This is a genomic window from Selenomonas sp., assembly GCF_057272215.1.
This window is the reverse complement of sequence record NZ_DBHIUY010000006.1, coordinates 146903-172634: the sequence shown is the minus strand read 5'-3', so window position 1 is coordinate 172634 and position 25732 is coordinate 146903. Positions and strand designations below refer to the sequence as shown.

Below are 25732 nucleotides of genomic sequence, written 5' to 3'. Positions count from 1 at the left end.
AGCATGGGCGAGCGATGGAAGCGCTGGATGATGAGCGGGCTTTTTTGCGCGGTGATGTCGTCCTTGGTGTTCAGCGTCATGAATGCGCTGGTGAAGGCGGTCAGCATCCATGTTCCTTCGAATGAGATCGTTTTTTTTCGCAGCGTCGTCGGAACGGTGCTGATCCTCCTTTTGATGCGCGTGCAGGGAGTGCGTGCGTCGAAGATCGGCGTCCCGCTTCTGGTGCTGCGCGGCAGTTTGGGGGCGCTCTATATGCTGGCGTATTTCTACACCATCGCCTATATGCCGCTGGTGGACGCGATCATTCTCGTCAATTTGTCGCCGGTGTTTTCCTTCATTTTCGCGGCGATTTTTTTGCGGGAAAAGCTGCCGGGGCGCATGGGATTTATTTTGCCGCTGATCTTTGCCGGGGCTATGCTGACGATCAATCCGCTGGGGTATTCGACGTATTCGGCAGTCGCGCTCTTCGGCATCGGGGCGGCGGTGCTTTCGGGAGCGGCGGGCGTCTGTATTCGCTATCTGAGCCGGTCTTTTCATGCGTACGAGATCATTTTGTATTTCATGGCTGCAGCGACGTTGATCTCGATTCCCTTGATGTGGCGCGATTTCGTCGTGCCGGATTCGTGGGATTTGTTCCTGCTTGTGACGATGGGCGTCGTTTCTCTCTTGGCGCAGGTGTTTTTGACGAAGGCGTTCACGCATGAAAATGCCGTGATCGTAGAGATTGTCCGCTATATCGGCATCCTCTTCAACGCATTCTGGGGATTCGCCATTTGGGCGGAGATTCCGACGTGGAACGTCGTCGCCGGAGGTGCGCTCATCGTTTCGGGCTGCATTCTCTTGTCGCGGGCAGCGGCAAAGAATCGTGCGGCATGAGGTGAAAGGTGATTTTGGGAAGGTTATTTTAGGGAGGTCAAAGCATGAGGTTTATGTGGAAGGGAAAATTCTTTGTATTCGGCGTCATGGTTGTATTAGCGGCGGCGCTTTTGACGTTGGGCGGCTGCGGCTCTACGACATCCGATTCTTCCGGCGCGAAGGGAAAGTCTATGGTGGTGGGCGTGAATCTTTTCAGCACGACGCTCGATCCGCACAAGGATTATGACGGTTGGTTCGTGGTGCGCTACGGCTTGGGTGAAACGCTCGCGCGCGTGAGCGACAAGATGACGTTGGAGCCGTGGCTGGCGACGAAGTGGGAGATGCTTGACGCAACGACATGGAAGATCACGCTGCGTGACGGCGTGAAGTTTCATACAGGAGCGCCCATGACGGCAGAAGCGGTCAAGGCGTCCTTGGAACGCTCCATCGCTTCTAACAAGCGCGGGCCTGCGAATCTTGCCATCGACACGATGGAGGCGGCGGGGCAGGAGCTTACGATACGCACGAAGGAGCCGCGTCCCGATCTCATCTACGAACTTTGCGATCCCTACTGCGCCATTGTGGATGTGCAGGCGGCGCAGGGAGCCGATGGCTTCCGTAATACTGTGGCAGGCACGGGACCTTTCAAGGTCAAGTCTTTTACGGAGAATATTTCTGTCGTGGTCACGGCTTTTGACGACTACTGGGGCGGCAAGGCGAAGCTGGACGAGGTCGAGTTCCGCTATCTGAACGACCCCGATACCCGCATGATGTCGCTGCAGTCAGGCGATATTGACGCTTCGATCAATATCGACAGCAAGAATCTTCAGCTTTTCGAAGATGCAGGAAAGTATACCGTCAGCCGTTGCCCGAGTATGCGTGCGACGTATGTGTTCTTCAATACGAAGAACCGTTTCCTGCAGGACAAGAATCTGCGCACGGCGCTCATCATGGCAGCGGATAAGAAAAGCTATCTGAAGTCGGTGTTGGGCGGCGTCGGCGTCGAGGGCGTGTGCCTTTATCCGACTTCGCTGCCATACCGCTCGGCAGAGCTTAAATATCCGGCTTTTGATCCGGCGGGGGCGAAAAAGCTTTTGACGGATAACGGTTATGTGGATCAAAACGGTGATGGGTACTTGGAAAAGGATGGCGAGCCTGTGACGCTCACGATTTCCTGCTATACATCTCGCGCGGAAATTCCGGGCTTCGCTACGGCTATGCAGGCGGACTTCGAAAAGCTCGGCATTCAGACGAAGATCGTCACCTATGATACGCTGCCACGAGAAAAGTTCACAGCGGGCGACTACGACATCGGCTTCACGAGTTTCACGCCGTCGACGAATACACGACCGCTGGCAGGACTTCGCACGGCGTTCGTCAAGGATGCCATCGAGAATTACTATAACTACTTCTACGATGAGCGAGTGGATGAAATCGCCAGCATTTTGCCGACGGAAGCGGACTACGAGAAGCAGGATCAGCTGGCTTTTGAAGCCCAGCAGCGGATCTTGGATGCACGCACCAATATTTTCCTGGCATATACGGAGAATCTTTACGTTTCCAATCATCGCGTCAAGAATTTCAACGCGCATGCGTTTGATTACTATGTGATGGACAATCAGGTGGATATTGAAAGCAAGTAACCAGAGTGCCAAGGATCGCCGGACATGCCGCAGGGCAGCGTCCGGCGATGTACTTGTGCGCTGAAAACGCATGAAATTCGGCAATAAAGGTGAACAGGAGGGAATATGGGGAAATTTGTTCTGAAGAGGTTTTTCAATATGATCCTCGTCATGCTGGGGGTCAGTGTCATCGTGTTCTTGCTGCTGCGCCTTTCGAACGGCGATCCGGCGTATATCAAGCTCTCAGGCGTGGGCATTCCGGTCACCGATGAGCTGCTTTGGGAAACGCGCGAGGCGATGGGGTTGAATCTGCCGATGTATGAGCAATTTTGGAACAGTTTTACGGGCATGTTGACAGGAGATCTAGGCGTGTCGTACCGTACCGGGCGTCCGGTATTGGAAGAATTGCTCAAAGGCTTGGGACCTACGCTGAAACTGGCGGGAGCTTCCTTCTTGCTGACGGTGGCGCTTTCGGTGCCGCTCGGAATTGTGACGGCGCTTTATGCCAATCGAGCCATCGACTACGTTATCCGCATCACGTCCTTTTTGGCGACAGCGATGCCGCTCTTCGCCTTGGGATTGCTCTTGATCTATATTTTTTCCTTGGAACTTCAATGGCTTCCGGTATCGGGCAGTGAGAATCCTGCAGGGCTGGTGCTTCCTGCTCTGTCGCTTTCCTTGGGGCTTGTGGGGCGCTATACGAAGCAGATACGGGCTTCGGTCTTGGACGAGATCGGGCAGGATTATGTGGCGGCGGCTCGGACGCGCGGTTTGCCCGAGCGCATCGTCCTCGTCCGGCACGTCCTGCGCGGCTCGCTTATCTCCGTGGTTACGTTGCTGGGGCTTTCTTTCGGCGCGCTTTTGGGCGGCACGGCAGTCATCGAGATCATGTTCGTATGGCCCGGCGTGGGAAAGCTCATCGTCGAGGCTGTGCGTCATCGTGATTTTCCCGTGGTGCAGGGATTCACTCTTTTGATGGCAGTCATTTACTGCGGCATCAATTTCCTCGTGGATATGTCTTATGGGATTCTTGATCCGAGGATACGAAACAGGAGCTGAGGCGAATGCTGAAACGAAAGATTTTAAAAGAAAAATTCGATCTGCCCAAGGCGCTGTGCGGCATTTTTTTATTCCTTCTCACGGTATTGGTTCTGCTCTCTTTGTTTGCCGCTGACATCGCGCCGCACGATCCGTTGAAGATTGAGCATGATTTGGCTCTGCAGGCGCCCAGTGCGGCATTTCCCTTTGGTACGGACGACTTCGGCCGCTGCGTGTTCTCGCGCGTTCTTTATGGTATGCGTTCGTCGCTCTTCATGTCACTCTTCATCGTCGGCGTCAGTTTGGCGGTCGGGACGGCGGCCGGCATCGTATCCGGCTATTTCGGCGGCTGGATCGATGACTGCATCATGCGCGTCACCGACATGTTTTTGGCGTTTCCCGGCATGGTGTTCAGCATCGCGGTCGTCGGCGTTCTCGGCGTGGGCTGGGAGAACACGGCAATCGCATTGATTCTGCCGGGCTGGCTGATTTTTGCACGTCTCTCCCGAGGGCTTGTCCTTGCGATCAAGGAGAAGGAGTATCTGCGCTCGGCAAAGGGGGCGGGCTTGACGACGCTGCAGATCATGCGGCGGTACATCGCGCCCAATATCGCCCAGCAGCTCGTCATCGTAGCGGCCATCGAGATTGGCAGCACGCTGATCAGTTTCTGCGCCTTGACATACTTGGGCATGGGTGCGCAGCCGCCGGAACCGGAGCTTGGCCTCATGCTCAGCGAGGCGAAGTCGAAGATGCAGATTGCGCCGTGGATGATGGTTTTTCCCTGCATGACCGTGTTTGTGATCGTCATCTTGTTCCAACTGTTGAGTGATTCTCTGCGGGATGTTTTGGATCCGTCGCGCAGCGAGGGCGGGCGATGAGGCATGGAGGAGAAAGGGGGAGAGCCGTGAAAGAAGCGCTTTTGCGTGTGGAAAATGTATCTATTGGCTATACGCATGATATTGTGCGTCAGGTTAGTTTTGAGGTGGCAGAAAAGAGCGTTCTTGCCATCGTCGGCGAGAGCGGCAGCGGCAAGAGCACGCTGCTAAAATCCCTGATCGGGCCGTATCCGGGCGCCGGAAGCGTGCGGCGCGGGAAGATTCTCTATCGGGGAGAAGATCTCGTGACCATGCGCCGCGCCGCACTTTCCGCCATTCGAGGACGTGAAATCTCGCTGGTATTCCAGTCCCCCGGCGCAACGCTCAATCCTGTGCGAAAGATCGGCGCACAGTTCGCAGAAACGATCTGCTACCATACGAATCTCACGCGGCGCGAGGCGCGTGAGAAGGCAGCGGCAATCCTGCAGAAGCTCAATATGCGCGAGACGGAGCGCGTGCTGGACGGCTACGCCTTCGAACTCAGCGGCGGGATGAAGCAGCGCGTGTCCATCGCTATGGCGTTGGCCTTAGAGCCGAAGCTGCTCTTGGCGGACGAGCCGACGAGCGCACTGGATGCGACGGTGCAGAAAGCGGTGGTGGAGGAGCTTTTGGCGCTTCATCGGGAGATGGGGACGGCCATCGTCATCGTCACGCACAACATGATGCTCTCGGCGTATATGGCTGATCGCATCGCTGTCATGTACGCGGGCGAGATCGTGGAGATCGGCGCGAAGGCTGAAGTGATGGAGGCGCCGCAGCATCCGTATACGCAGGCATTGATTGCCTCGATTCCGCGCCTTGATGAAGAGAAGGAGCTCAAGGGCATCGACGGGCGGCGCATCGACTTGGCGGTTTTGCCGCCGGGCTGCATCTTTGCCAATCGCTGTGATCGCGCCGTCGAGATTTGCTCCATGCGCTCGCCTCGTCTGCAGACCGTCGGCGCGGATCATCATGTTGCGTGCCATTTGTGCGGGAAGGAGGATGTGCGGGATGTCAGACAATAATGCGCCGCTTCTGGAAATCAAAGATCTCGTCGTATCCTTTGGCGCGGGAAGGCGGAAAAAGGAGGTTCTGCACCGCATTTCCTTCGATATAAAGGAAGGAGAGTGCTTGGGCCTCGTCGGCGAGAGCGGCAGCGGTAAGAGCACGGTATCGAACGCCGTCATGCACTTCATCCCTGTGGAGGCGGGAAGAATCCTCTTTCGCGGGCAGGATATCACCGCGCTTCATGGCAAAAAACTGCGGCAGATGTACCGCGATATTCAGATGGTGTTTCAAAGTCCGGACGAATCTATCAGTCCTCACATGAAGATCGGGCGTTACATCACTGAGGTTTGTGAGAACTTCTCGCTCACGCGGAGCGCTGACCGTGCGGTTAAGGCACGGGAACTTCTGCGCACGATGGGGCTTGATGAAGCGTATGCCGACCGTTATCCGGCATTTCTGAGCGGCGGCGAGCGTCAGCGCGTTGCTATTGCCCGCGCTGTTTCCGTCTTGCCGTCGCTTCTTATCTGCGACGAGCCGACTTCCGCGCTCGATGTATCGGTGCAGGCGCTCATTGTAGAGCTTTTGCGTCGTCTGCAGCGCGAGCACGGCATGACGTATCTCTTCATTTCCCATGATCTGCCGCTTGTGCGTCATCTCTGCCAGCGCGTAGTCATCCTTTATCAAGGTGAAATCGTGGAGATTTTGCCCAGCACGCATCTTGCACAAGAAGCGCGCCACCCTTATACGAAAAAGCTGCTGTCGGCAGCATTTGGCAGTGCGATGGAAAAAGCTCCTGCGATGGCGTCTTTGCCTGACTGCAATCGCACGCCCGGTGGCTGCGCCTTTAAGAGCGAATGCCCATACCGCAAGGAACGCTGCCTTCAAGAGCGCCCCGAACTTGCCTGTATCGCCCCCGAGCATCAACTGGCTTGTTTTTTGGCTGAGAAATGAAAGCAGGAAGAAGCAGTAAATTCAGACGATCCATTTCAGGGACAGTTCTTGCGGCTGTCTCTTTTTCTTGCAGTTCTGCTTTGGAGACAAGTGCGCGGATTCTTCTTGTCAAACTTGCAGAAAGAATCGTCATTTTATATAATATACAAATAGACGACAGTCAACCGAAGGAGGAGATCATACTTTTATGGATAGAGAAGAAGCCTTGGCAAATGCCTTGAAGCATATAGAGAAAGAATTCGGCAAAGGTTCGATCATGCGCCTGGGCGAAGCCTCGGCAAACATGAATGTGGAGACGATTCCAACGGGCATTCTGCCTTTGGATGTCGCGCTTGGCGTCGGCGGTGTGCCGCGCGGACGCATCGTTGAAGTTTACGGTCCTGAAAGCTCCGGTAAAACGACGGTCACGCTGCACATGATCGCTGAAGCACAGAAGGGAAAAGGCGTCGCGGCGTTCATCGACGCAGAGCACGCGCTCGATCCCGTCTATGCGAAGAAGCTCGGCGTCAACATCGACGAGCTTCTGATATCGCAGCCCGATACGGGCGAACAGGCGCTCGACATCGTCGACGCCCTCGTGCGCAGCGGCGCACTTGATCTCATCGTCGTCGACTCCGTGGCAGCGCTCGTGCCGAAAGCAGAGATCGACGGCGACATGGGCGATCAGGCGGTCGGTATGCACGCGCGTCTCATGAGCCGTGCCATGCGGAAGCTCACGGGTTTCATCAGCAAATCGCGCACGGTCGTTGTATTCATCAACCAGATTCGTGAGAAGGTCGGCGTCATGTTCGGCAGTCCCGAGACGACGACGGGCGGCCGCGCTTTGAAATTCTACTCGACGGTGCGTCTTGATGTGCGCAAGACGGACAAGATCATGCAGGGACAGGAGATGATCGGCAACCGCACGAGGATCAAGGTCGTCAAGAACAAGGTCGCGCCGCCGTTCAAGATCGCGGAGTTCGACATCATGTACGGCGAGGGCGTTTCGCGTGTCGGTACGGTACTCGACATCGCGACGGATTTCGACATCATTGTAAAGAGCGGCTCGTGGTATTCCTACGACGGTTCGCGTCTCGGGCAAGGTAAGGAGAATGTGAAAAAAGCGCTGCGGGAAAAGCCCGAGCTTGCCGCTGAAATCGAAGAAAAGGTGCGCGTCAAGCTCATGGAGCAGGCGACGGCAGCGAAAGAGGGGGAGGTAGAGCGTGTCCCCGACGAGGAGAACGAGCGCGGAGCCGCAGGAAAGCAGCGGGAAGCGGCAGCGGACGAAGATTGAGAAAACGGCTCTGATGAAGGCGGTCGATCTCCTCGCACGCGCCGAGCACAGCACGGCGCACCTTGCGCGAAAGCTCGCACAGCGCGGCTACGAGGAAGAGGAAATTCAGGCGGCTCTGTCTACGCTGACAGAACGCGGCTACCTCGACGACGAAGAAGCCTGCCGTCATCAGTTTACGTTTCTTTACGAGGAAAGCCGGCAAAGCGTGCGCCAGATCACAGCGAAACTCATGCAGAAGGGATTTCCTTCGTCACTCATCGCTGATTGTGTGCCGGATGATACATTTGAGCGCGAGAGGGATGCGGCGGGGCGATGCCTTGCCGTGCATTTCAAGAAGAGCGCAGAGCCGCAGAAGATGCTGCAGCATCTCTATCGGCGCGGCTTCTCGACCACCGTCTGCCGCGCCGCCGTTGCTGCTTTTGGAGAAGATTGAAGGAGGACTTGCCTTGCAGAAGGATAGCCATGAATTGATACTCGTACTGGACTTTGGCGGTCAGTACAACCAACTGATCGCACGTCGCGTGCGCGAGTGCAGTGTCTATTGCGAGGTGCATCCGCATACGCTTCCTTTGGGAGAGATTCGTGCGCTCGCGCCCAAGGCGATCATCTTCACAGGCGGTCCCGAGAGCGTCTACAAGGAGGATTCTGCGACGTACAGCGAAGAAATTTTCTCGCTCGGCATTCCCATCCTCGGAATTTGCTACGGCTCGCAGCTCATGGCGCACAAGCTCGGCGGCAAGGTCAAGACGGCGCCCGTCAGCGAGTACGGCAGGACGGAGCTTGCGGTCATGGACGAGGCGTCCCTGCTCTTTGCCGATGTGCCGCAAAAGAGCATCTGCTGGATGAGCCATACCGACTATATCGCCGAAGCACCGAAGGGCTTTCGTGTGACGGCAAAGACGGCAGACTGCCCCGTAGCGGCGATGGAAGATGCAGAGCAGAAGCTCTATGCCGTGCAGTTTCACCCCGAAGTCATGCACACGGAATACGGCGCGAAGATCCTCGAAAACTTCGTGCGCCGCGTCGCGCTCTGTAAGGGGGATTGGCAGATGTCCTCCTTTGTCAAGAGGACGGTCGAAGCCCTGCGCGAAAAGATCGGCACGGGCAAGGCGCTCTGCGCGCTTTCGGGCGGCGTCGATTCATCCGTGGCGGCGGTGCTGCTCTCCAAGGCGATCGGCAGGCAGCTCACCTGTGTATTTGTCGATCACGGTCTTTTGCGAAAGGACGAAGGGAATGAAGTCGAGGCTGTGTTTGGCGCCGATGGTCCGTATGACTTGAACTTCATTCGCGTCGATGCCAGGGAGCGCTTCTACGAAAAACTCAAGGGCGTGACCGAGCCGGAGAAGAAGCGCAAGATCATCGGCGAAGAATTCATCCGTGTCTTTGAAGCCGAAGCGAAGAAGATCGGCAAGGTCGATTTCCTCGTGCAGGGGACGATCTATCCCGATGTCATAGAGAGCGGTCTCGGAAAATCCGCCGTCATCAAGAGCCACCATAACGTCGGCGGTCTGCCCGACTGCGTCGACTTCAAGGAGATCGTCGAGCCTCTGCGCCTCTTGTTCAAGGATGAAGTGCGAAAAGCGGGCAGAGAGCTTGGCATTCCCGAACATCTCGTCAATCGCCAGCCGTTCCCGGGACCCGGTCTCGGCATCCGCATCATCGGCGAGGTCACGGCGGAAAAGGTCAAGATCGTCCAAGAAGCCGACGCCATCTATCGCGAAGAGATCGCCAAAGCCGGGGCGGACAAGACGCTCGGTCAATATTTCGCCGCGCTCACAAACATGCGAAGCGTCGGCGTCATGGGCGACGGCAGGACATACGACCATGCCATAGCGCTCAGAGCCGTCCTCACAAGCGACTTCATGACGGCAGAGAGCGCCCCTCTGCCGTGGGAAGTCCTGCAAAAGGTCACGACCCGCATCGTCAACGAAGTCAAAGGCGTCAACCGCGTGCTCTACGACTGCACCGGCAAGCCGCCGGGGACGATTGAGTTTGAGTGACGGTGAACGACGAGGCGCGCCCCTTTTGTAAGACATCACGTTCTGTTTCCGTCATGCATGAAGATGTCTTATTTGTATCCATGCGGCATCTCAGCACTATTATTTTTGCCGCATGGATTGTCCGTAGTGGATAGAGGGCATCCGCTAGGCATGGGCAGTATGTAAGTGATGCTTGTCAATGGAATTTGATTCAGATGCTTCAGGTTGAGTTATCAATTCGGTAGATAATCCTAGAAGGGATTTCGTGAGACTAATTTCTGGAGAAAGGAGGAAAATAATGAAATTAAGCAGATGTGCTATAGAATCGAGGCGTTATGAAAAATCCCTTGAATTAGAGTTTAAAAAAGGAAAAGGTGTTTTTTATACAGATACAGAATTGATAAAAAATATCGTTAACCTTCTAGATATATCGAAAGATTCTGTGATTTTAGATCCGTGTTGTGGAACGGGAAATTTTCTTGTTGTGGCAAAAGAGTTAGGATATAAAAAAATATACGGAGCAGATATTGATAAAGATGCAATTTTATTAGCAAAAAAGAGTATGGGACTAGATAATCTTGGAGCTTTGGATACACTTGGAAATGGTGCTAAATATGTATTGGATAAATTGAATTTATCAGAACCTATTGATGCAATCATTGGAAATCCGCCTTATGCACCTATTGCAAAAGATATTATGGTCGATACATCGGATTATTTATTTTTGAGAAAAGTCAAGGATTCAGGCAGTAATCTATTTATTGCTGCAATATATAGAGCATTTGACATGGTTCGATCAAATGGAATAATATCCTATATTATTCCAAAAAATTTTCTTCATGTCACTTCATATTCGATGTTAAGGAAAATTATCTTAAATGAGAAAAAAATAGTTTCGATTATCGATATAGGAAGGTATTTCAAAAATGTTAGGGGAGAACAGATTGTATTAACTTTAGAAAATAGATTCATGAACGATAATAATATTTCTATATACAAGTATGAAAATCATGAGATTTCTAAGAAATTAGAAGTTCCTCAAAGTTTTTATAAAGATGAAATTTTATTATTTGGTGATGAAGAAGATTTTTTTATCTATAAAAAGATCAAGGACGCATATCAGAAACTTGGTGATGTGTGTACAGGATATGTGGGCAGAGGTAAGTCAAAATCTGATAACGCAATAGTTGGGAAGGATATACGTAAATTTTCATTCAAAAATATTGAAGTTCCTAAGAATGGGAATAGGGTGTTTATACAGAATATATATAGCGCCGAAGCCGGTATAATTGCAAGTTTTGCAGGAAACCTTGAAGCTGCAGAGACTGTGACAGTTTTTACTGATGGTGATGAAAAAATGTGCCGATATATATTAGGTTTTTTACATTCTAATTTATGCAATTATTACTTGCTGAAGTTTTGTTATAATAATTCAAAGCTCACGATGCACACGGATGCACGGTATTTGAAAAAATTACCTTTGATAATAAAAGATAGCACATTTCTTAAAGCAATAAATATTGTTAAAACATTAGAGGAAATTGAATATATGAGTGAAAGTTGGTTTGATATGATGGATTCGTTAAATGATTTGATCTATAAAACTTATGATATATCTGACAGTGAAAGATTGTATATAGATTTTCAAATGAAAAGTATACAATCGAAGAGGTGGCATAATGATAAATGAAGAAAAAAGATGCAATAATTTAACTGGGAAAGAGTGGCTTCAAAATTCTTTTAGTATATGGCGGAATTTAACTAAGACAAAAGAAGAGAAGGGGATAGGGCATCCGGCTTCATATCCTGTTTCTTTGTGCGAAAAATTGATAAAGACGTTTTCGAAAAATGATGCTTCTATAATAGATCCTTTTAATGGGGTAGGTTCAAGTCTTGTCGCAGCGCATAATCTTGAACGTAAGGCTGTAGGAATAGATTTGTCAGAGGAATTTTGTACAATAGCAAGGCAAAGGATTGGAGCTGATGAAAATATAAAAATTATTCATGGAGACAGCTTTTTTGAATTAGATAAATTGGAAGAAAATATGTTCGATTTGTGTATAACTTCTCCGCCTTATTGGGATATATTAAACATGAAACGCAGTGCTGATGGTAAGCAGAGTATAAACTATTCAGAAAAAGCCGATGATATAGGGAATATATCTAAATATCATACTTTTATCAGTGAGTTGGGTAAATTGTTTTTTAAGGTAAACAGAGTTATGAGACCTGGTGCGTATTGTTTAGTAAATGTTATGGACATTCGAAAAAAAAGTGAATTTTACCCGCTTCATAGTGATTTGGCAATAGAATTACAAAAACAAGGATATATATTTGATGATATTATAATTTGGGATAGGCAGCAGGATTATAATAATATGAGACCCTTAGGATATCCATATAAATATCGTATAAACAAAGTTCATGAATATATATTAATTTTTATTAAGAAATAGGAGGATGAAAAATGTATAAAGATTTTTTGAAGTATCTATCGAATAGTGGACAGGTAATATTTATTGAAGCTGAGGCAAGAAAGGATAAGATGGATAAATTCATTGAAAAATATAATAATAGTTACGGAAAACAAATAGGATTAAATTCTGAAGGAATATGTTTATTGGGGGATGTTGATAAATGGGGTGTAGAACTTAGACTTTATTTTAATGATGCATCGAATCTCCCTGATTATTGGGATGAAAGGAAATATACGAATAGGAAATATCGTTCCAATGAGTTTTCTTACAGAATAGACGATAATGATTTAATACGGTTTTTGTTTGATAATGGATACCAGCTTGGATATAACTAAGATAGGGATGTGAAAATATGAATACAGAAATGTCATATCTCTTAGGGATGATATGTGGAAATGGTGAAATTCAAAGGGGGTCAGTGAATACAGCAATAGCTATTGAAATACCACATAAGAAATTAGAAACAGAAGAATTTCATGACGTGAAACTTTATGTAAAGGCAAGTGTAGCAGATATTAGAAACATTCTTGAACCCTTAATAGGTGCAAGTATGGAGTTTATTCAAGACGCTTCCTCAACGATATTGTCTTTTACTAAGCCAAATACAGACTATTTAATACGTGAAATAAATAGATTTATCGGTAATGCTGTATCGCATAATGATATATCTTTGCATGAGGATATTTTTGAGTGTAGTGTGGATGAACGTAGACAATTTTTAAAAGGATTTGCGGATGTTACAGGGTATATTAGGAGAAGTAACGCATATTTTAATAAATATGAGCACAGAGTCTATTTAGAGATACCACATAACTGGCAATTGGTCATCGATCTATGTAATCTATTAAAATCGATAGATGTTCCAGTACAGACGATTGATTGGGCACATCCTAACATGCGAGATGGGGAACTGAAAAAGTATAATGCAGGGCAAGTTAATTTTTGGAAAAAAGAACATCAAGTAAAAATTTGGGCCAATGAGTTTAGTCTAATCGGTTTTGGGATTATACACAAACAACAAGCGCTAGATATGTTTTCTGATGAATTGATGGCTGCATATAGAAAGATTGGTAAAGATTTAAAAAAGAAAACGCATAAATATTTTTGGGAATCAAAAAGAAAATTGAATAAAACTAAACCGGTTCATCCAAGAGAAGACGATGATTTTATTCCAAGAATAATTAGGGGGAAGCATTTCGATTCATGGACGGAAATAGCGAGAGAACTGGGGTATCATGAATAAGAGGAATGTGAAAAATGAATTTGAGTTATATTTACCGATGAAAACTTGGTTGCAAGGGTATTTGGAAGACAAGTACAAGGGGGATAAAATTATCACTGTAGATGCTCATGCAGAAAGATTAGATAGAGTTTTAGCTAAGTATGATATAGTGAATGACCTTGCTGTTGGTGTGGATATCCAAATAGATATTTTAGGGATAGCTAAAAGAGAAAGTACGATAAAATTGTTTTTTATTGAAGCAAAAAAGACGAATTTGACCTTAAGAGATTTAGGGCAATTATGGGCATATTGCAAGTTAATCGATCCTGAAGAAGCATTTTTAATGACTTCGGCGGGATTAGGGACATTAAATAAATTACTCAACAGTTTTAAGAGGGAAGATTTACTGGATTATGGATCTGGGAAATTTATAAAAAAGATGAAGATATCTACGTGGAATTTAACTTCCGGAACTCCAGACTTATCGACGATGATTCCTAAAATTTAATTTGTACTTACAAAAACAGATACATAGAAATGGGAGAAATTGGCAGCATTCGTCTTTTTTACGACGGGATGCTCGGCGGCGGGTACGAATGACAAAAATAAAGGAGCGAAAAAGATGGCAAATCCGATTGCAGTTTTTGAGACGAATCATGGGACGTTCGAGGTGGAGCTTTTCGAGGATAGGGCGCCGATCACGGTGAAGAATTTCACGGACTTATATTCTCGTCTGTGCAGACGGCACGCTCTACACGGGCTGGACGAACGATCTGGAAAAGCGCCTTGCCGCGCACAATGCGGGCAAGGGGGCGAAGTATACGAGGAGCCGCCGTCCTGTGCGGCTCTTTTATTATGAGAAGTTTGAAGAGAAGGGGGAGGCGCAGCGCTACGAGTGTGAGATCAAGTGCCTGCCGCGCGAAAAGAAACTGGCGCTTGCGGCGCGTCTGCCGCAAGCGCCGGAGTGAAACGCTGCAAGGGAGGCATCTGGAAATTTACCCAGAGAAAAATTTTTATCTGCCTGTCATTTACTACCGTATGGTTGTTGGAGAGTTTCTGTTATAATAGAAGAAATAGACTGTGCAGGGTTATTTTCGAGGTTCCATGAGTGTTAAGAGAAAAGGAGATGAAAGGTTACGAAACGAGCAGTAAAGGTAATGGTGTTGGTCCTTACGTTGATGCTGGCGATGTCGAGCATGAGTTTCGCCATGTGGACAGGTACTGTCAGCCAGAGTGATTTCCAGAACTATGTGAAATCTGCAAAGTTTGCGATCTTTGTCAAGAGAGGCAGTACGATCACGATGTACGAGGCCAGCTCGCCATCTTCTGCAGCAAATGAGTTCCGGAGCGCACTGCCGAGCGGCAGGCTCGATGTTTACACGGGCAATATCGCTGTGCGCGACTATCTTGAGGAGCATGGCTACTACGATGTGCGGCGCGACGGTGAGGATATCGGCGGAGGTGTTCGTGCCTACCATTTTACTGCATGGGAAAAGATGTAACATCGTGCAGGATGCACTCGATTTGCTTTTTTCAATGTAAGGAAGATATGGAGCGGACTGCGGTGCATTTGGTTGATATGAGGATTTACGGAGAACTTTGGGGACATCCTTTGCATCGCAAGTGAATGTTCGAAAAAATGCATCCATTCATGAAGCGAAGCTTCTGAATGGATGCATTTTTGTTTTTATGGAGGTGCGAGATGAAACGATTTGCTTTGTTTATCTTATGCGCATTCGTACTGCTCGTTTCGGGGCAGAGCGAGGCAGCGATGGGAATTTCGACGGATTCAGTCCATCGAATCTTGGGGCGTCTGGCAGGCACATGGTACGATGAAGATGGGAATGCAGTGCTGACGATTGAGGGACACACGATCAACGGCTGCGAGGTTGTCGGCGGCGATCGACTGGCAAACGGACCCGGCAGCGGCTCTCTGGACTTCATCATTCGAGAGGCGGCCGGCACGCGCACGCTGCGCATTGGTTGGCTGCTTTTCGGCGGGCCGGGGGACTACATCCTACTGAACGATGGGGAAGCGCTGCAGCGCACGCTGAATCCTGCTTGCTCCGAATCCGTTGAGGGCGTTCGTCTCGGTATGCGCACTCGCGCCGTGCGGGAAAAGCTCGGTGCGGGGCAGGAATTGAGCAGGGAAAATGCTTGCCGTGCAGGCGATGATACTTTTGCTTACGGCTGGCATTATCCGGGCAAGGGGCTTATCGTTCTCCATAAAGACGGTATCGTGACAGGCCTTGTTCTGCTGCCGGAGAGCAAACTGTATTTTGACCGCTCCGGCCTCGGGGTAAACGACGGGCGGGCGGCATACGCGCGCGCCTATAAGATGTCTGAGATCCCCGAGGAAAGGACGTACAACAATCCGCTGGCGTTCTATGAGATCGCTCCCGGGGAGTTCTTCTCGTTCGGAAAGAATGGGAGCTATGTCAGGTTCAGCGCTGTAGCGTATTGATTTTTGGTGATAGTGGAATCTTTGCAGGATCGAGAGGTGCGAGATGAAAGGTTTGGCGATGCTCGCTTTATGTGCGTTCGCGCTGCTCGCTTTAGGACAGAGTGTGGCGGCGGAGCCGCGCGACGATCTCGATGTGATTTTGGAGCGCATGGCGGGCACTTGGTACGATGAAGACGGAGGCGCGGCGCTCACGATCGGGGAGCGCACGATCAACGGCTGCGAAGTCGTCGGCTGGGGACAATGGGTAGGCGGTGTTGAATCCGGCGGCGCGGAGTTTCGCGTCAAAGAAGCGGGCGGAGAGCGCACGCTTCATATCGGCTGGAAGCTTTTCGGCGGTGCGGGGGACTATATCACGCTGGAGGGCGGCGATGCATTGCAGCGCACGCTGACTCCGGACTACTTTGAGTCTGTCGGCGGCATTCATTTCGGTATGCGCATGAGCGTCGTGCAGGAGATTCTCGGAGCGGGGAAGGAATTGCGTCGGGAGGAGCCCTGTCATGCAGGCGACATGAGCTTTTCCCAGGGCTTGTATTATCCGGATCAGAGGCTCATCATTTTCCGCGAAAACGGAATCGTGACGGGGCTCGTGCTTCTCCGGGGGAGCAAGCTGCATTTTGACCGCTCCGGCCTCGGGGTAAACGATTCGCGGGATGCGTACGCCAGCGCCTACCGTCTGCCGCAGATTCCTGAGGAGTCGTCGAGAAGCAGCATTGCAGTTTATCGCATCATTCCCGGCGAGAATCTTTCTTTCGGAATGGATGGAAGCTATGTCATGCTCAGTATTTACGAGAATTAAGGTACAAAGAACCGCGCCATATTTAGGCCTTCGAGCGTCAAGCCGGCGATTGTAATGGGATAGAGCTGTGTGCTGCATGGGGATGCTTCCTTTTGCATGGTGAATTTTCAGGTATTGACTGTTTCGTAGTACCTTTCCGCCGTTATGGAGCAAAGAAAGGAAGAATCCCAGCTGCAGTTCGATAAAACTATCGTCTGAATATTAGCAAAGCTGTTGCGTGAACCTGCATATCATGGTATCATATACAGGAGACGCGTACAGCTATTCTTGGAGGCCGTGGGTACCCCGTTGCGGGCACCCCCGGAAAGGCGTCTCGCATAAGATGCCAACAGCAATTTTGCTCCGTATAGTCACAATAGTGAGGCACGACCTCACAGGACGGGGCGGCTTGCCGTTTCCGTCCGCGGCATCTTGTTTTTGTATATGTTCCCGGCGTATGCTGGGGAGAATGAATCGGTCCGGCACATTTGCATCTGCACTTTGCGCCGGGCTTTTTGCGCGAAGGAGGAAGCACGATGCTCGACTTGCTCAAAGAGGAAAGCAATAGGACGTACACGCGGACGGAGAACGATGCCGCGACTTACGCCAGTTCAGGCTCGGACGTGCTCGACTTCTTTGCGGCGGTCGGCGCCTTGCGCTCTTTGAAGGAGGCGGAGATCGTCGTGCGCTTCACGCGCGCTTTTGTCGAGGACCCTGTGCGTGCGCTGCGCACGCTCTTCTATGCGCGTGATGTTCGCGGCGGACTGGGCGAGCGCCGCGTCTTTCGCGTGCTTCTGCGCCATCTTGCCGCGTATGCGCCTGCGTGCGTGGAGAAGAATCTGCCGCTCGTCCCCGAGTACGGGCGCTGGGACGATGTGCTCGCACTTCTCGGCACACCGTTGGAGTCTGCCGCCGTTCGCTTGATTCGCAAGCAGCTGGAAAGCGACCTCGGCGCGTCGCAAAAGGGGGAGGAAGTCTCTCTTCTAGCGAAGTGGTTGCCGTCCGTCAATACTTCGTCGCGTGAGGCGCGTGCTAAGGCGCGTCATCTGGCGGCGTCGTTCGGGATGCAGGAGGCGGAATATCGAAAGATGCTCGTCCGTCTGCGCCGCTGCATCCGGATCCTCGAAGACCATTTGCGTACGAAGGACTACAGCTTTGATTATGCGAAGCAGCCGTCCAAGGCGATGTTCAAGTACCGCGAGGCTTTTCGACGCAACGATGCGAAGCGCTACGAGGCTTTCTTGGAGCGCGTGGCGCGCGGGAAGGAGACTCTTCATACGGGGACGCTCTATCCCTACGAAGTCATTCGCCCGCTTTGCGAATGGGAGAGTGAAAGAGGTCTTTCGGCGGAGGCGTCGCGTACCCTCGACATCACATGGAAGGCGCTTCCCGACTATACGCATGGGGAGAACGCGCTCGTCGTGCTCGACGGTTCCGCTTCCATGTATGGGGGCGGAGAGCCTTGGCCGGCCTGCGTCGCGCTCTCGCTTGCCATCTATTTTGCAGAGCGTAATGAGGGCGCGTTCCGCGATCATTTCATCACGTTTTCTCATAAACCGCGCATCCTTCAGATCAAGGGCACGACGATTGCGGACAAGGTCAGCTATTGCAGGACGTTTAACGAGATGGCAAATACGAATCTCGAAGGCGTCTTCCGCCTCCTGCTGCGTGCGGCGGTTTCGGGCGGCGTGCTGCAGCAGGAGATGCCCGAGGTGCTTTACATCATCACGGACATGGAGTTTGACGTCTGCACGGAAAATGCCGACGTGACGAATTTCGAGCGGGCGAAGCAGATGTTTGCCGAGGCGGGCTATCGCTTGCCGCGCATCGTGTTCTGGAACGTGCAGAGCCGCCGTCAGCAGCAGCCCGTCAAGATGAACGAGCAAGGCGTCATGCTCGTTTCCGGCTGCAGTCCCAGTGTATTCTCCTTGGTGGTGGAGGATCGCATCACGCCGTATGAATATATGGAAAAGGTGCTGGCAAGCGAGCGATATGCGGCGATTCAGGCGTAAGGGCAGAGGAGCGGGAAAAGAAAAAGCATGGCGGTGCGCGTCATGCTTTTTCTTTGTCTAGGAAAATATGAGAATCATAGAAAACTACACGTACAAACGCCCACTTCGTGGACATGCACCTCTTTGATAAGCGGTTAGATGCTTGAAGTTTCGCGTAGTTGTGGTACTCCTGCCTGTCCTTTTAAAGTGTCCGATTGCATTTTACAATTAACCAATAAATATAGCAGAAGATATTTTGACAATAACCTTTGTCTTTTCCTGCATTCTTCTGCTATAATAATGGAGATTCTTTTGGAAGGAGGTAGCTCTTGGAGATTGTATATTTGTTGAACAGCGGTTTTGCTGTGCGGCTTTCGCGCACATTGCTTGTTTTTGACGATTACCTCGATCCTGCGCGGGCGGTGGAGCGGCTTTTGGGTGAGGTGGATCGGGCGTATTTTTTTGTTTCTCATGCGCATTTCGATCATTTTGATGCGCATATCTTGGAGTATGCGCCTTCGGTCACGCGATATTTTATGGCGGAGGAGATTCGGCGAACGAAGCGCGGCAAGCGGTTTCCGGCGGAGAAGACGGTGTATCTTGCGAATTACAGCAGCCATGAGGAGGATGGCGTTCGCGTGGATACGTTTTCTTCGACGGATACGGGCACGTCGTTTTTGGTGGAGGTCGCAGGACGGCGGATTTTCCATGCCGGAGATTTCAACTGGTGGCATTGGAAAGGCGATACGGAAGAGAATAATAAGCTCGCACGAAACGGTTTTATGAAGCAGATGAAGAAGCTCGATGGTCTGTGCGCCGATGTGGCATTTTTTCCTGTGGATGGACGTTTGGAGGAGTTCGCCGATATCGGTGCGAAGGAGTTTTGTGCGCGCACGGAGATCAAGGCGCTCGTGACGATGCACAGCGTTGGCTATCCGGCATGGCAGCCGGCGGCGGATTTCTTCGAAGAAGGGTGCGCTGTGCCGCATTGGACGCCGACGGGGCCGGGGGAGATGCGCTGCTGGACGGTGGAAGGGGGATTCACACGATGAAGAAGGCTCTTGTTTTTTTACTGGCGGCATTCGTCCTTTTTACGACAGGATGCTCGGCGGCGGGTACGAATGACAAGAATAAAGGAGCGAGAAAGATGGCAAATCCGATTGCAGTTTTTGAGACGAATCATGGGACGTTCGAGGTGGAGCTTTTCGAGGATAAGGCGCCGATCACGGTGAAGAATTTCACGGATCTTGCGGAGAAGGGCTTTTATGACGGGCTGATTTTTCACCGTGTGATCGACGGTTTCATGATTCAGGGCGGCGATCCGAACGGCATGGGGACAGGTGGTCCTGGGTATACGATTCCCGATGAATTTCATAAGGATTTGAAGCATGACAGCGAGGGTGTTCTGTCGATGGCGAATGCAGGGCCGAATACGGGCGGTTCGCAGTTCTTCATCACGCTTGCAGCTACGCCGTGGCTCGACGGTCATCATTCGGTGTTTGGCAAGGTCGTCGAAGGCATGGATGTCGTGCGTGAGATCGGCAAGGTCGATACGGATTTTCAGGATAAGCCGCTTTCTAAAGTCGTCATGGAGAGGGTCACGATTCGTCGTGAGGAAAAAGAGTGAGGTGAGGGCGTTCACTTATATTCTCGTCTGTGCAGACGGCACGCTCTACACGGGCTGGACGAACGATCTGGAAAAGCGCCTTGCCGCGCACAATGCGGGCAAGGGGGCGAAGTATACGAGGAGCCGCCGTCCTGTGCGGCTCTTTTATTATGAGGAGTTTGAAGAGAAGGGGGAGGCGCAGCGCCGCGAGTGTGAGATCAAGCGCCTGCCGCGCGAAAAGAAGCTGGCGCTTGCGGCGTGTCTGCCGCAAGCGCCGGAGTGAAACGCTGCAAGGGATGCATCTGGAAATTTACCGCTGGAAATTTTGCGCCGCAGGTGGACGCGGTTCATTGACAAGGTGCGTTTTGCTACCTATAATGATAGGATAATGACGGTGCTGAATGTATCGGTGCGTTCTTGCCCGTGAGCATGAGGTTCATGGTTGAAAAGAGGCGCCGGGAAAAGGGGAATCATTGATGGCAGAAAAGCGTGTAATGCTGACGGAAGAGGGCTATAGGAAGCTGCAGGAGAAGCTCGATTATTTGAAAAGTGTGCGCCGCATTGAGGTGTCGGAGCGTCTCAAGGCGGCGATTGCGCTCGGCGACCTCTCGGAAAATTCGGAGTACGACGATGCGAAAAATGAGCAGGCGTTCCTCGAAGGTGAGATCCTTGATCTTGAGGCGAAGATAAGAAACAGCGACATCATCAAGGGCGGCGCTTCTTCCGACATCGTGCAGATGGGCAGCACTGTCGTGATTAAGGATGTTGAGTTCGATGAGCAGGAGACGTATACGATTGTCGGCTCGGCGGAGGCGGATCCGACGGAATTCAAGATTTCAAACGAGTCGCCCGTCGGTGCGGCGATCATCGGTAAGAGGGTCGGCGATCGCGTCGACGTCCATGCGCCTGTCGGCGTTATTCAGTATGAGGTTGTAGAGATCAAGTGATATAGAGTTAGGAGAGGAAACATTGGCAGAGAAGAAGCAGGATGCAGGGCAGAAGGAAGAGTTGAATGACCTCATGCGCGTGCGCCGCGAGAAGATGGAGAAGTTCCGCGAGATGGGCGTTGCGCCTTTCGGGCAGCGCTATGAGGTCACGTATCATGCGGATCGGGTGCTCGCTGACTTTGCCTCGCTCGGCGAGGAGGCGGAGGGCGCTACGGAGGTCAGCATCGCCGGACGCTTGATGGCGATTCGCGGTCATGGCAAGGCAAGTTTTGCCGTGCTCATGGATCTTTCGGGTAAGATTCAGATTTATTTCAAGCTGGATGTCTTAGGCGAGGAGAAGTACAAGGAATTCAAACTTTTGGACATCGGCGATATCATCGGCGTCAAGGGAATCGTGTTCCGCACGCGCCGCGGCGAGCTTACGGTGCGTGTCGATGATTTCACGCTTCTTTCAAAGTCGCTGCGCCCGCTGCCTGAGAAGTTTCATGGCTTGAAGGATGTGGAGATGCGCTATCGTCAGCGCTATGTTGACCTCATCATGAATCCCGAGGTCAAGGATACGTTTATCGCACGCACGAAGATCATCCAGTCGATTCGCCGCTATCTTGATGCGCGCGATTTTCTTGAAGTGGAAACGCCTGTGATGTCTACGATTGCGGGCGGCGCGGCGGCGCGTCCTTTCGTGACGTACCACAACGCGCTCGATATGAAGCTCTATCTTCGCATCGCGACGGAGCTGAATCTCAAGCGGCTCATCGTCGGCGGTTTGGAGCGCGTCTATGAGATCGGGCGGATCTTCCGCAACGAGGGCATTGATGTGCGCCACAATCCGGAGTTCACTTCCATCGAGATTTATCAGGCGTATGCCGATTACAACGACCTCATGGATGTGACGGAGGGAATCTGCTGCCAGGCGGCGAAGGACGTGCTGGGAACGACTGTGCTGACTTACGAGGGTACGGAGATCGATCTATCGAAGATCCGCCGCGTCAGCATGAACGATGCGGTGAAGGAAGCGACGGGCAAAGACTTCTTGAGCGCAGAGACGGTCGAAGAGGCGCGTGCGATGGCGGACGCGATCGGCGTCGCCTACGAGGAGAAGCACGGTATCGGCGGCATCTTGAACGAGGCTTTCGAAGCGAAGGTCGAAGAGAGCTTGATTCAGCCGACCTTTATCACGGGGCATCCGACGGAGATATCGCCTTTGGCGAAGCGGAATCCCGCAGATCCGCGCATCACTGACCGCTTCGAGTTCTATGTCTACGGGCGGGAGCTTGCGAACGGCTTCACGGAGCTGAACGATCCGATTGACCAGGAGCAGCGTTTCCTGGATCAGGTGAAGCAGCGCGAAGCCGGCGACGATGAGGCGCATCCGATGGACAGCGACTACATCACGGCGATGGAGTACGGTCTGCCGCCGACGGGCGGTCTTGGCATCGGCGTCGATCGCCTCGTGATGCTCTTGACGGACAGCTCGTCGATCCGCGACGTGCTCTTTTTCCCGCACATGCGGCCCGATGTAGCGGTGCGCGTACAGGAAAGTGCGGACGAGTGACAGCAGCAAATAAAAAACGCCCCATGCGGGGCGCTTTTTTATTTGCCGAACTTGTGGAAGCTTTCCTTTTCCGTATACATGCGTTGATCTGCCTGTTCGATCAAGGCTCGTATGCTTTTGGGTTTGTTCTCCCATGCGATGCCGATGGAGACGGAGAAGGGGGAGTGCTTTCGCAGATTTTCCTTGATATGGGAGATCTTTTCTTTGAGGTGCGCTTCGCTCTCGTCGATGCAAAGTACGACAAATTCATCGCCGCCGATGCGGAAGATGGCTTCGGGCGGAAATGTGTCGTGCAGCAGGCGGGCGAATGCGATGATGGCTTTGTCGCCGTACTTGTGACCGTGTGTGTCGTTGATTTCCTTTAGGCCGTTGAGATCAAAGTAGGCGATGCCGATGGAATGACCGGAAAAGCTGCGTTCAAGCTGTTCCGTGGTGCGGATGAAAGCGTTGCGGTTGCCGGCGCCGGTCATTCGATCTTGGTAGCTCATGGATTCAAGCATGGCGGTGTGTTCGAGCATGACGCGCCGCGCCGAGATGTAATAGGCGAGCGAAAGGAGAAGGGGAGCGATGTTTTTCATTTTTTCGAGCGGCGGATTGTCTACGCCGATGAATCCTGCGACCTTGTCGTGATGATGAATGGGCGCGGCGATGTAGGTGCGGATGTTTTGTGCATGAAGAAGGTCGTATTCTTCGGGATGTGTGCTGCGCAGAGCCGATATGTCTTCAAGGACTACGCATTTATTTTCTTTGAAGATTGGGAGCCAGCGCTTAATGAGCTGCGGCGCTACGACGCAGCGGGCTTCTTTGCGGGATTCGATGCCTTGGGCGCACCATTCGTGCGTATTGTAGAAAAGGCCTTTTTTGAGGATGAAAGTATAGGTGCGGTCGGCGCTGAGATCTTCGCCGATGTTTTTCAGGATGCGATCGTAGGCGTGATTGATATCTGCCGTTTCATGCAGCAGGCGAATCGAGGAGACGAGGACTTCCTGCGCCTGCAAAGCGGTGGCAAGTTCTTGTTTTTCGTGCTCGATATTACTGACGTCGAAGGATACGACGAGTTGGACGGGTTTGCCGCCGAGGGATATGATGCGCGTCTTGGCATAGATGAAGCGCTTGAGCAAAGGATTGTAGCATCGTGTTTCGCGCATGGCGCCGAGTGTTTCGGCAGGGCATCTGCCGCAATGCCGTTCTTCGCCAAGCGTCAGAACGGAGCAGGTCATGCCCAGAAGATTTTTCGGTGAGCCGAGGAAGCGGTGAACCGCATCGTTCGCAAACAGGATTTCATGGGATTCGAGGTCTGTGATGTAGACCATGTCGTTCATGAGATTGAATACTTCTGCGTCTTTCAAGTCTTTAAGCTCGAGATCCAAGACATTTCCTCCTTCTATATTTTTATAAATATTTATGGGAATGGTTCCATTATGCTTATCGGAAAAAGTGAAAAAAGTATAAAGGGTATAGTCGAAACATCCTTGTTTTTAATATAAATAATAGAAAAGACCTAGGGAAGGATTTTTTCAATCTTTGTCGAATGAAATACATGATATTATGTATAGAGAAATGCGGCAGAAGGTGTCGTGTTGCATTGCAGAAAGAGGGCTGATTGTATGAGTTTACATGGGGCGCCGGAAACTTCTTCGCGTCCTCTGAAGATGCGCTCGCAGGCGGAGGTCAAGGCGCAGTACGAGGTGAAGATCAAGAAGTACAACGAGCTGATGCAGGCGCAGGGCGATCATCGTGAACAGCGCATGGAGCTCTACGCAGAGATCAAACTGCTTGGCTGGGTGCTGGGCAAGAAGGAGAAAGCGGTCATTGACGATCTTGGATCGCACCATATCAATCGGTAAGCGGACATTGAAAGAAAATATCGGACGCGCGTCCAACTGCTTTGTGTGAAAGAACTGCTGTATACAAGTCGTGCGGCAGTTCTTTATGGTTACCCGAAAACGGTGTGCTCTTCCGTCTTGACTTCTTTGTGTTTCATGATAGAATGGTTCATGATAATACAATGGGTAGAAAGGGTGCTGCTTTTCATGCCGAATCATGTTCTGGCGTTCCTTGTCGCTATGGTTGTTGCGGTTGCCGTGACGCCGGCGGTCATTTTTTTTGCGGAAAGGACAGGAGCGCTCGATGCGCCGGACGCGCGCAAGGTGCATAAGAAACCGGTGCCGCGCATCGGGGGTGTGGGCATCTATGTCGCCTTTATGGCAGCGATGCTCGTATTTATGATCTACGGCGAGCTTTCTGACGAGGTCATAACAGAGCTTGCGGGGCTTATGGCGGGCGGTTCACTCATCGTGCTCTTAGGGCTTATCGATGATTATAAGAATTTACCGGCGAAGGTCAAGCTCTTGGGGCAGATTGTCTGCGCCTGTGTGCTCGTCGCTTTCGATGTGCGCATCGATTTCATCACGGATCCGTTTGGCGATTATCTTTACCTTGAGTATCTTGCCATACCCGCGACGATTTTCTGGATCGTGGGGCTGACGAATACGGTGAATCTCATCGACGGACTCGACGGTCTGGCGGCGGGTGTCGCCACCATCGCATCCATTACCATCTGTCTCGTCGCCCTGCAGCAGGGGTATGCGCTCGTTGCTGTACTGACGGCGGCGCTTGCGGGAGCTGCCATCGGCTTCCTTTTCTACAACTTCAATCCGGCGAAGATCTTCATGGGCGACACGGGCAGCATGTTCCTCGGCTTCATGCTCGCGGGCATCTCCGTCATTGGCGCCGTCAAGAGCGCGGCGACGATCGCTCTCATCGTGCCGATCCTCGCGCTTGGGCTTCCGATCATGGATACGGCGTTTGCCATCGTGCGCCGCTATCGAGGCGGTGTGCCGATCTTCAAGCCGGACAAGGGGCATCTGCATCATCGTCTGCTCGACCTCGGCTTTACGCAGCGTCAGGCGGTGCTTTTGATGTACATCATCAGCGCGCTCTTGGGTCTCAGCGCCGTCGCACTGACGGAAGTTTCGGGCGGCATCGCGCTCGTGATTTTCTTCGGTGTCGTCATATCCGTACTCTTTGGCGCGAAGAAGCTCGGTATTTTTCGCATGAATGATTCCGCACAGACGCATTGATGCGGGGCAGAGTTTCTGCAGTAGTTTCCATC

The 25732-nt window shown here is 51.6% G+C and carries 27 protein-coding genes and 1 pseudogene; 27 read left to right on the top strand and 1 reads right to left on the bottom strand.

All coding sequences use genetic code 11. The features are described 5' to 3' along the window. Window positions 1–3: 3 nt before the first annotated feature. The 25 genes and pseudogenes from ACO5Z0_RS07265 to lysS all read left to right on the top strand — a co-directional run bounded on the left by ACO5Z0_RS07265 (window position 4) and on the right by lysS (window position 22617). Window positions 4–876 (top strand): DMT family transporter, encoded by an 873-nt coding sequence (locus ACO5Z0_RS07265; protein WP_485649737.1) that lies wholly within the window; start codon window positions 4–6, stop codon window positions 874–876. A 44-nt stretch (window positions 877–920) separates the two neighbouring features. Continuing rightward, complete coding sequence (locus ACO5Z0_RS07260) at window positions 921–2498, top strand: ABC transporter substrate-binding protein (protein WP_485649736.1); 1578 nt, start codon at window positions 921–923, stop codon at window positions 2496–2498. A 105-nt stretch (window positions 2499–2603) separates the two neighbouring features. Beyond that, entirely contained in the window at window positions 2604–3536 is a 933-nt protein-coding gene (gene nikB / locus ACO5Z0_RS07255; RefSeq protein WP_485649735.1) for a nickel ABC transporter permease, read from the top strand. A gap of 5 nt (window positions 3537–3541) precedes the next feature. Beyond that, window positions 3542–4393, top strand: coding sequence for an ABC transporter permease (locus ACO5Z0_RS07250; protein WP_315409690.1), 852 nt, complete (start codon window positions 3542–3544; stop codon window positions 4391–4393). A gap of 26 nt (window positions 4394–4419) precedes the next feature. Next, window positions 4420–5394 (top strand): ABC transporter ATP-binding protein, encoded by a 975-nt coding sequence (locus tag ACO5Z0_RS07245; protein ID WP_485649734.1) that lies wholly within the window; start codon window positions 4420–4422, stop codon window positions 5392–5394. Continuing rightward, window positions 5381–6328 carry an ABC transporter ATP-binding protein gene (locus tag ACO5Z0_RS07240; protein WP_485649733.1) on the top strand — a complete coding sequence of 316 codons (948 nt, stop codon included), beginning with the start codon at window positions 5381–5383 and terminating at the stop codon, window positions 6326–6328. The genes ACO5Z0_RS07245 and ACO5Z0_RS07240 overlap by 14 nt, the downstream gene beginning before the upstream one ends. A gap of 187 nt (window positions 6329–6515) precedes the next feature. Beyond that, on the top strand, window positions 6516–7601 hold the full coding sequence (gene recA, locus ACO5Z0_RS07235) for a recombinase RecA (RefSeq protein ID WP_442672390.1): 1086 nt from the start codon (window positions 6516–6518) through the stop codon (window positions 7599–7601). Next, window positions 7531–8034 carry a regulatory protein RecX gene (locus ACO5Z0_RS07230; protein ID WP_442672391.1) on the top strand — a complete coding sequence of 168 codons (504 nt, stop codon included), beginning with the start codon at window positions 7531–7533 and terminating at the stop codon, window positions 8032–8034. Before recA ends, ACO5Z0_RS07230 begins: the two co-directional genes overlap by 71 nt. Window positions 8035–8047: 13 nt before the next feature. Then, a complete protein-coding gene (gene guaA, locus ACO5Z0_RS07225; RefSeq protein ID WP_485649732.1) occupies window positions 8048–9601 on the top strand; it encodes a glutamine-hydrolyzing GMP synthase in 1554 nt (517 codons plus the stop codon). A gap of 277 nt (window positions 9602–9878) precedes the next feature. Then, entirely contained in the window at window positions 9879–11270 is a 1392-nt protein-coding gene (locus ACO5Z0_RS07220) for an HsdM family class I SAM-dependent methyltransferase (protein ID WP_485649731.1), read from the top strand. Further along, window positions 11260–12036: a DNA methyltransferase gene (locus ACO5Z0_RS07215; protein WP_485649730.1), complete on the top strand. Its 777-nt coding sequence runs from the start codon at window positions 11260–11262 to the stop codon at window positions 12034–12036. Before ACO5Z0_RS07220 ends, ACO5Z0_RS07215 begins: the two co-directional genes overlap by 11 nt. A gap of 11 nt (window positions 12037–12047) precedes the next feature. Then, entirely contained in the window at window positions 12048–12392 is a 345-nt protein-coding gene (locus tag ACO5Z0_RS07210) for a hypothetical protein (RefSeq protein WP_485649729.1), read from the top strand. Between the two features lie 17 nt (window positions 12393–12409). After that, entirely contained in the window at window positions 12410–13300 is an 891-nt protein-coding gene (locus ACO5Z0_RS07205; protein ID WP_485649728.1) for a hypothetical protein, read from the top strand. A gap of 7 nt (window positions 13301–13307) precedes the next feature. Further along, on the top strand, window positions 13308–13787 hold the full coding sequence (locus ACO5Z0_RS07200; RefSeq protein WP_485649727.1) for a hypothetical protein: 480 nt from the start codon (window positions 13308–13310) through the stop codon (window positions 13785–13787). A 114-nt stretch (window positions 13788–13901) separates the two neighbouring features. Beyond that, a pseudogene (locus ACO5Z0_RS07195) lies at window positions 13902–13967 on the top strand (peptidylprolyl isomerase); the annotation flags it as partial. A gap of 22 nt (window positions 13968–13989) precedes the next feature. Further along, complete coding sequence (locus ACO5Z0_RS07190; RefSeq protein ID WP_485649764.1) at window positions 13990–14247, top strand: GIY-YIG nuclease family protein; 258 nt, start codon at window positions 13990–13992, stop codon at window positions 14245–14247. 189 nt (window positions 14248–14436) lie between these two features. Then, window positions 14437–14781, top strand: coding sequence for a hypothetical protein (locus ACO5Z0_RS07185; protein ID WP_485649726.1), 345 nt, complete (start codon window positions 14437–14439; stop codon window positions 14779–14781). 200 nt (window positions 14782–14981) lie between these two features. After that, a complete protein-coding gene (locus tag ACO5Z0_RS07180; RefSeq protein ID WP_485649725.1) occupies window positions 14982–15743 on the top strand; it encodes a hypothetical protein in 762 nt (253 codons plus the stop codon). Between the two features lie 43 nt (window positions 15744–15786). Beyond that, a complete protein-coding gene (locus tag ACO5Z0_RS07175) occupies window positions 15787–16539 on the top strand; it encodes a hypothetical protein (RefSeq protein WP_485649724.1) in 753 nt (250 codons plus the stop codon). 515 nt (window positions 16540–17054) lie between these two features. After that, window positions 17055–18530 (top strand): DUF2828 family protein, encoded by a 1476-nt coding sequence (locus ACO5Z0_RS07170; RefSeq protein ID WP_485649723.1) that lies wholly within the window; start codon window positions 17055–17057, stop codon window positions 18528–18530. 308 nt (window positions 18531–18838) lie between these two features. After that, complete coding sequence (locus tag ACO5Z0_RS07165; protein ID WP_485649722.1) at window positions 18839–19561, top strand: MBL fold metallo-hydrolase; 723 nt, start codon at window positions 18839–18841, stop codon at window positions 19559–19561. Further along, entirely contained in the window at window positions 19558–20136 is a 579-nt protein-coding gene (locus ACO5Z0_RS07160; protein ID WP_485649721.1) for a peptidylprolyl isomerase, read from the top strand. Before ACO5Z0_RS07165 ends, ACO5Z0_RS07160 begins: the two co-directional genes overlap by 4 nt. Further along, the gene (locus tag ACO5Z0_RS07155; RefSeq protein WP_485649720.1) at window positions 20120–20398 is read left to right on the top strand and encodes a GIY-YIG nuclease family protein; all 279 of its coding nucleotides are present in this window, start codon (window positions 20120–20122) and stop codon (window positions 20396–20398) included. Before ACO5Z0_RS07160 ends, ACO5Z0_RS07155 begins: the two co-directional genes overlap by 17 nt. A 193-nt stretch (window positions 20399–20591) precedes the next feature. Next, window positions 20592–21062 carry a transcription elongation factor GreA gene (greA, locus tag ACO5Z0_RS07150; protein ID WP_442672806.1) on the top strand — a complete coding sequence of 157 codons (471 nt, stop codon included), beginning with the start codon at window positions 20592–20594 and terminating at the stop codon, window positions 21060–21062. A 73-nt stretch (window positions 21063–21135) separates the two neighbouring features. Then, complete coding sequence (gene lysS / locus ACO5Z0_RS07145; RefSeq protein ID WP_485649763.1) at window positions 21136–22617, top strand: lysine--tRNA ligase; 1482 nt, start codon at window positions 21136–21138, stop codon at window positions 22615–22617. Between the two features lie 38 nt (window positions 22618–22655). On the opposite strand, the gene ACO5Z0_RS07140 is transcribed toward lysS, so the two are convergent. After that, a complete protein-coding gene (locus ACO5Z0_RS07140) occupies window positions 22656–23987 on the bottom strand; it encodes a diguanylate cyclase domain-containing protein (protein WP_485649719.1) in 1332 nt (443 codons plus the stop codon). Between the two features lie 237 nt (window positions 23988–24224). Between ACO5Z0_RS07140 and ACO5Z0_RS07135 the strand changes: the two genes are divergently transcribed. Beyond that, window positions 24225–24464, top strand: coding sequence for a hypothetical protein (locus ACO5Z0_RS07135; protein ID WP_442672808.1), 240 nt, complete (start codon window positions 24225–24227; stop codon window positions 24462–24464). A 186-nt stretch (window positions 24465–24650) separates the two neighbouring features. Beyond that, the gene (locus tag ACO5Z0_RS07130) at window positions 24651–25700 is read left to right on the top strand and encodes an MraY family glycosyltransferase (RefSeq protein WP_442676687.1); all 1050 of its coding nucleotides are present in this window, start codon (window positions 24651–24653) and stop codon (window positions 25698–25700) included. Window positions 25701–25732: the final 32 nt, after the last annotated feature.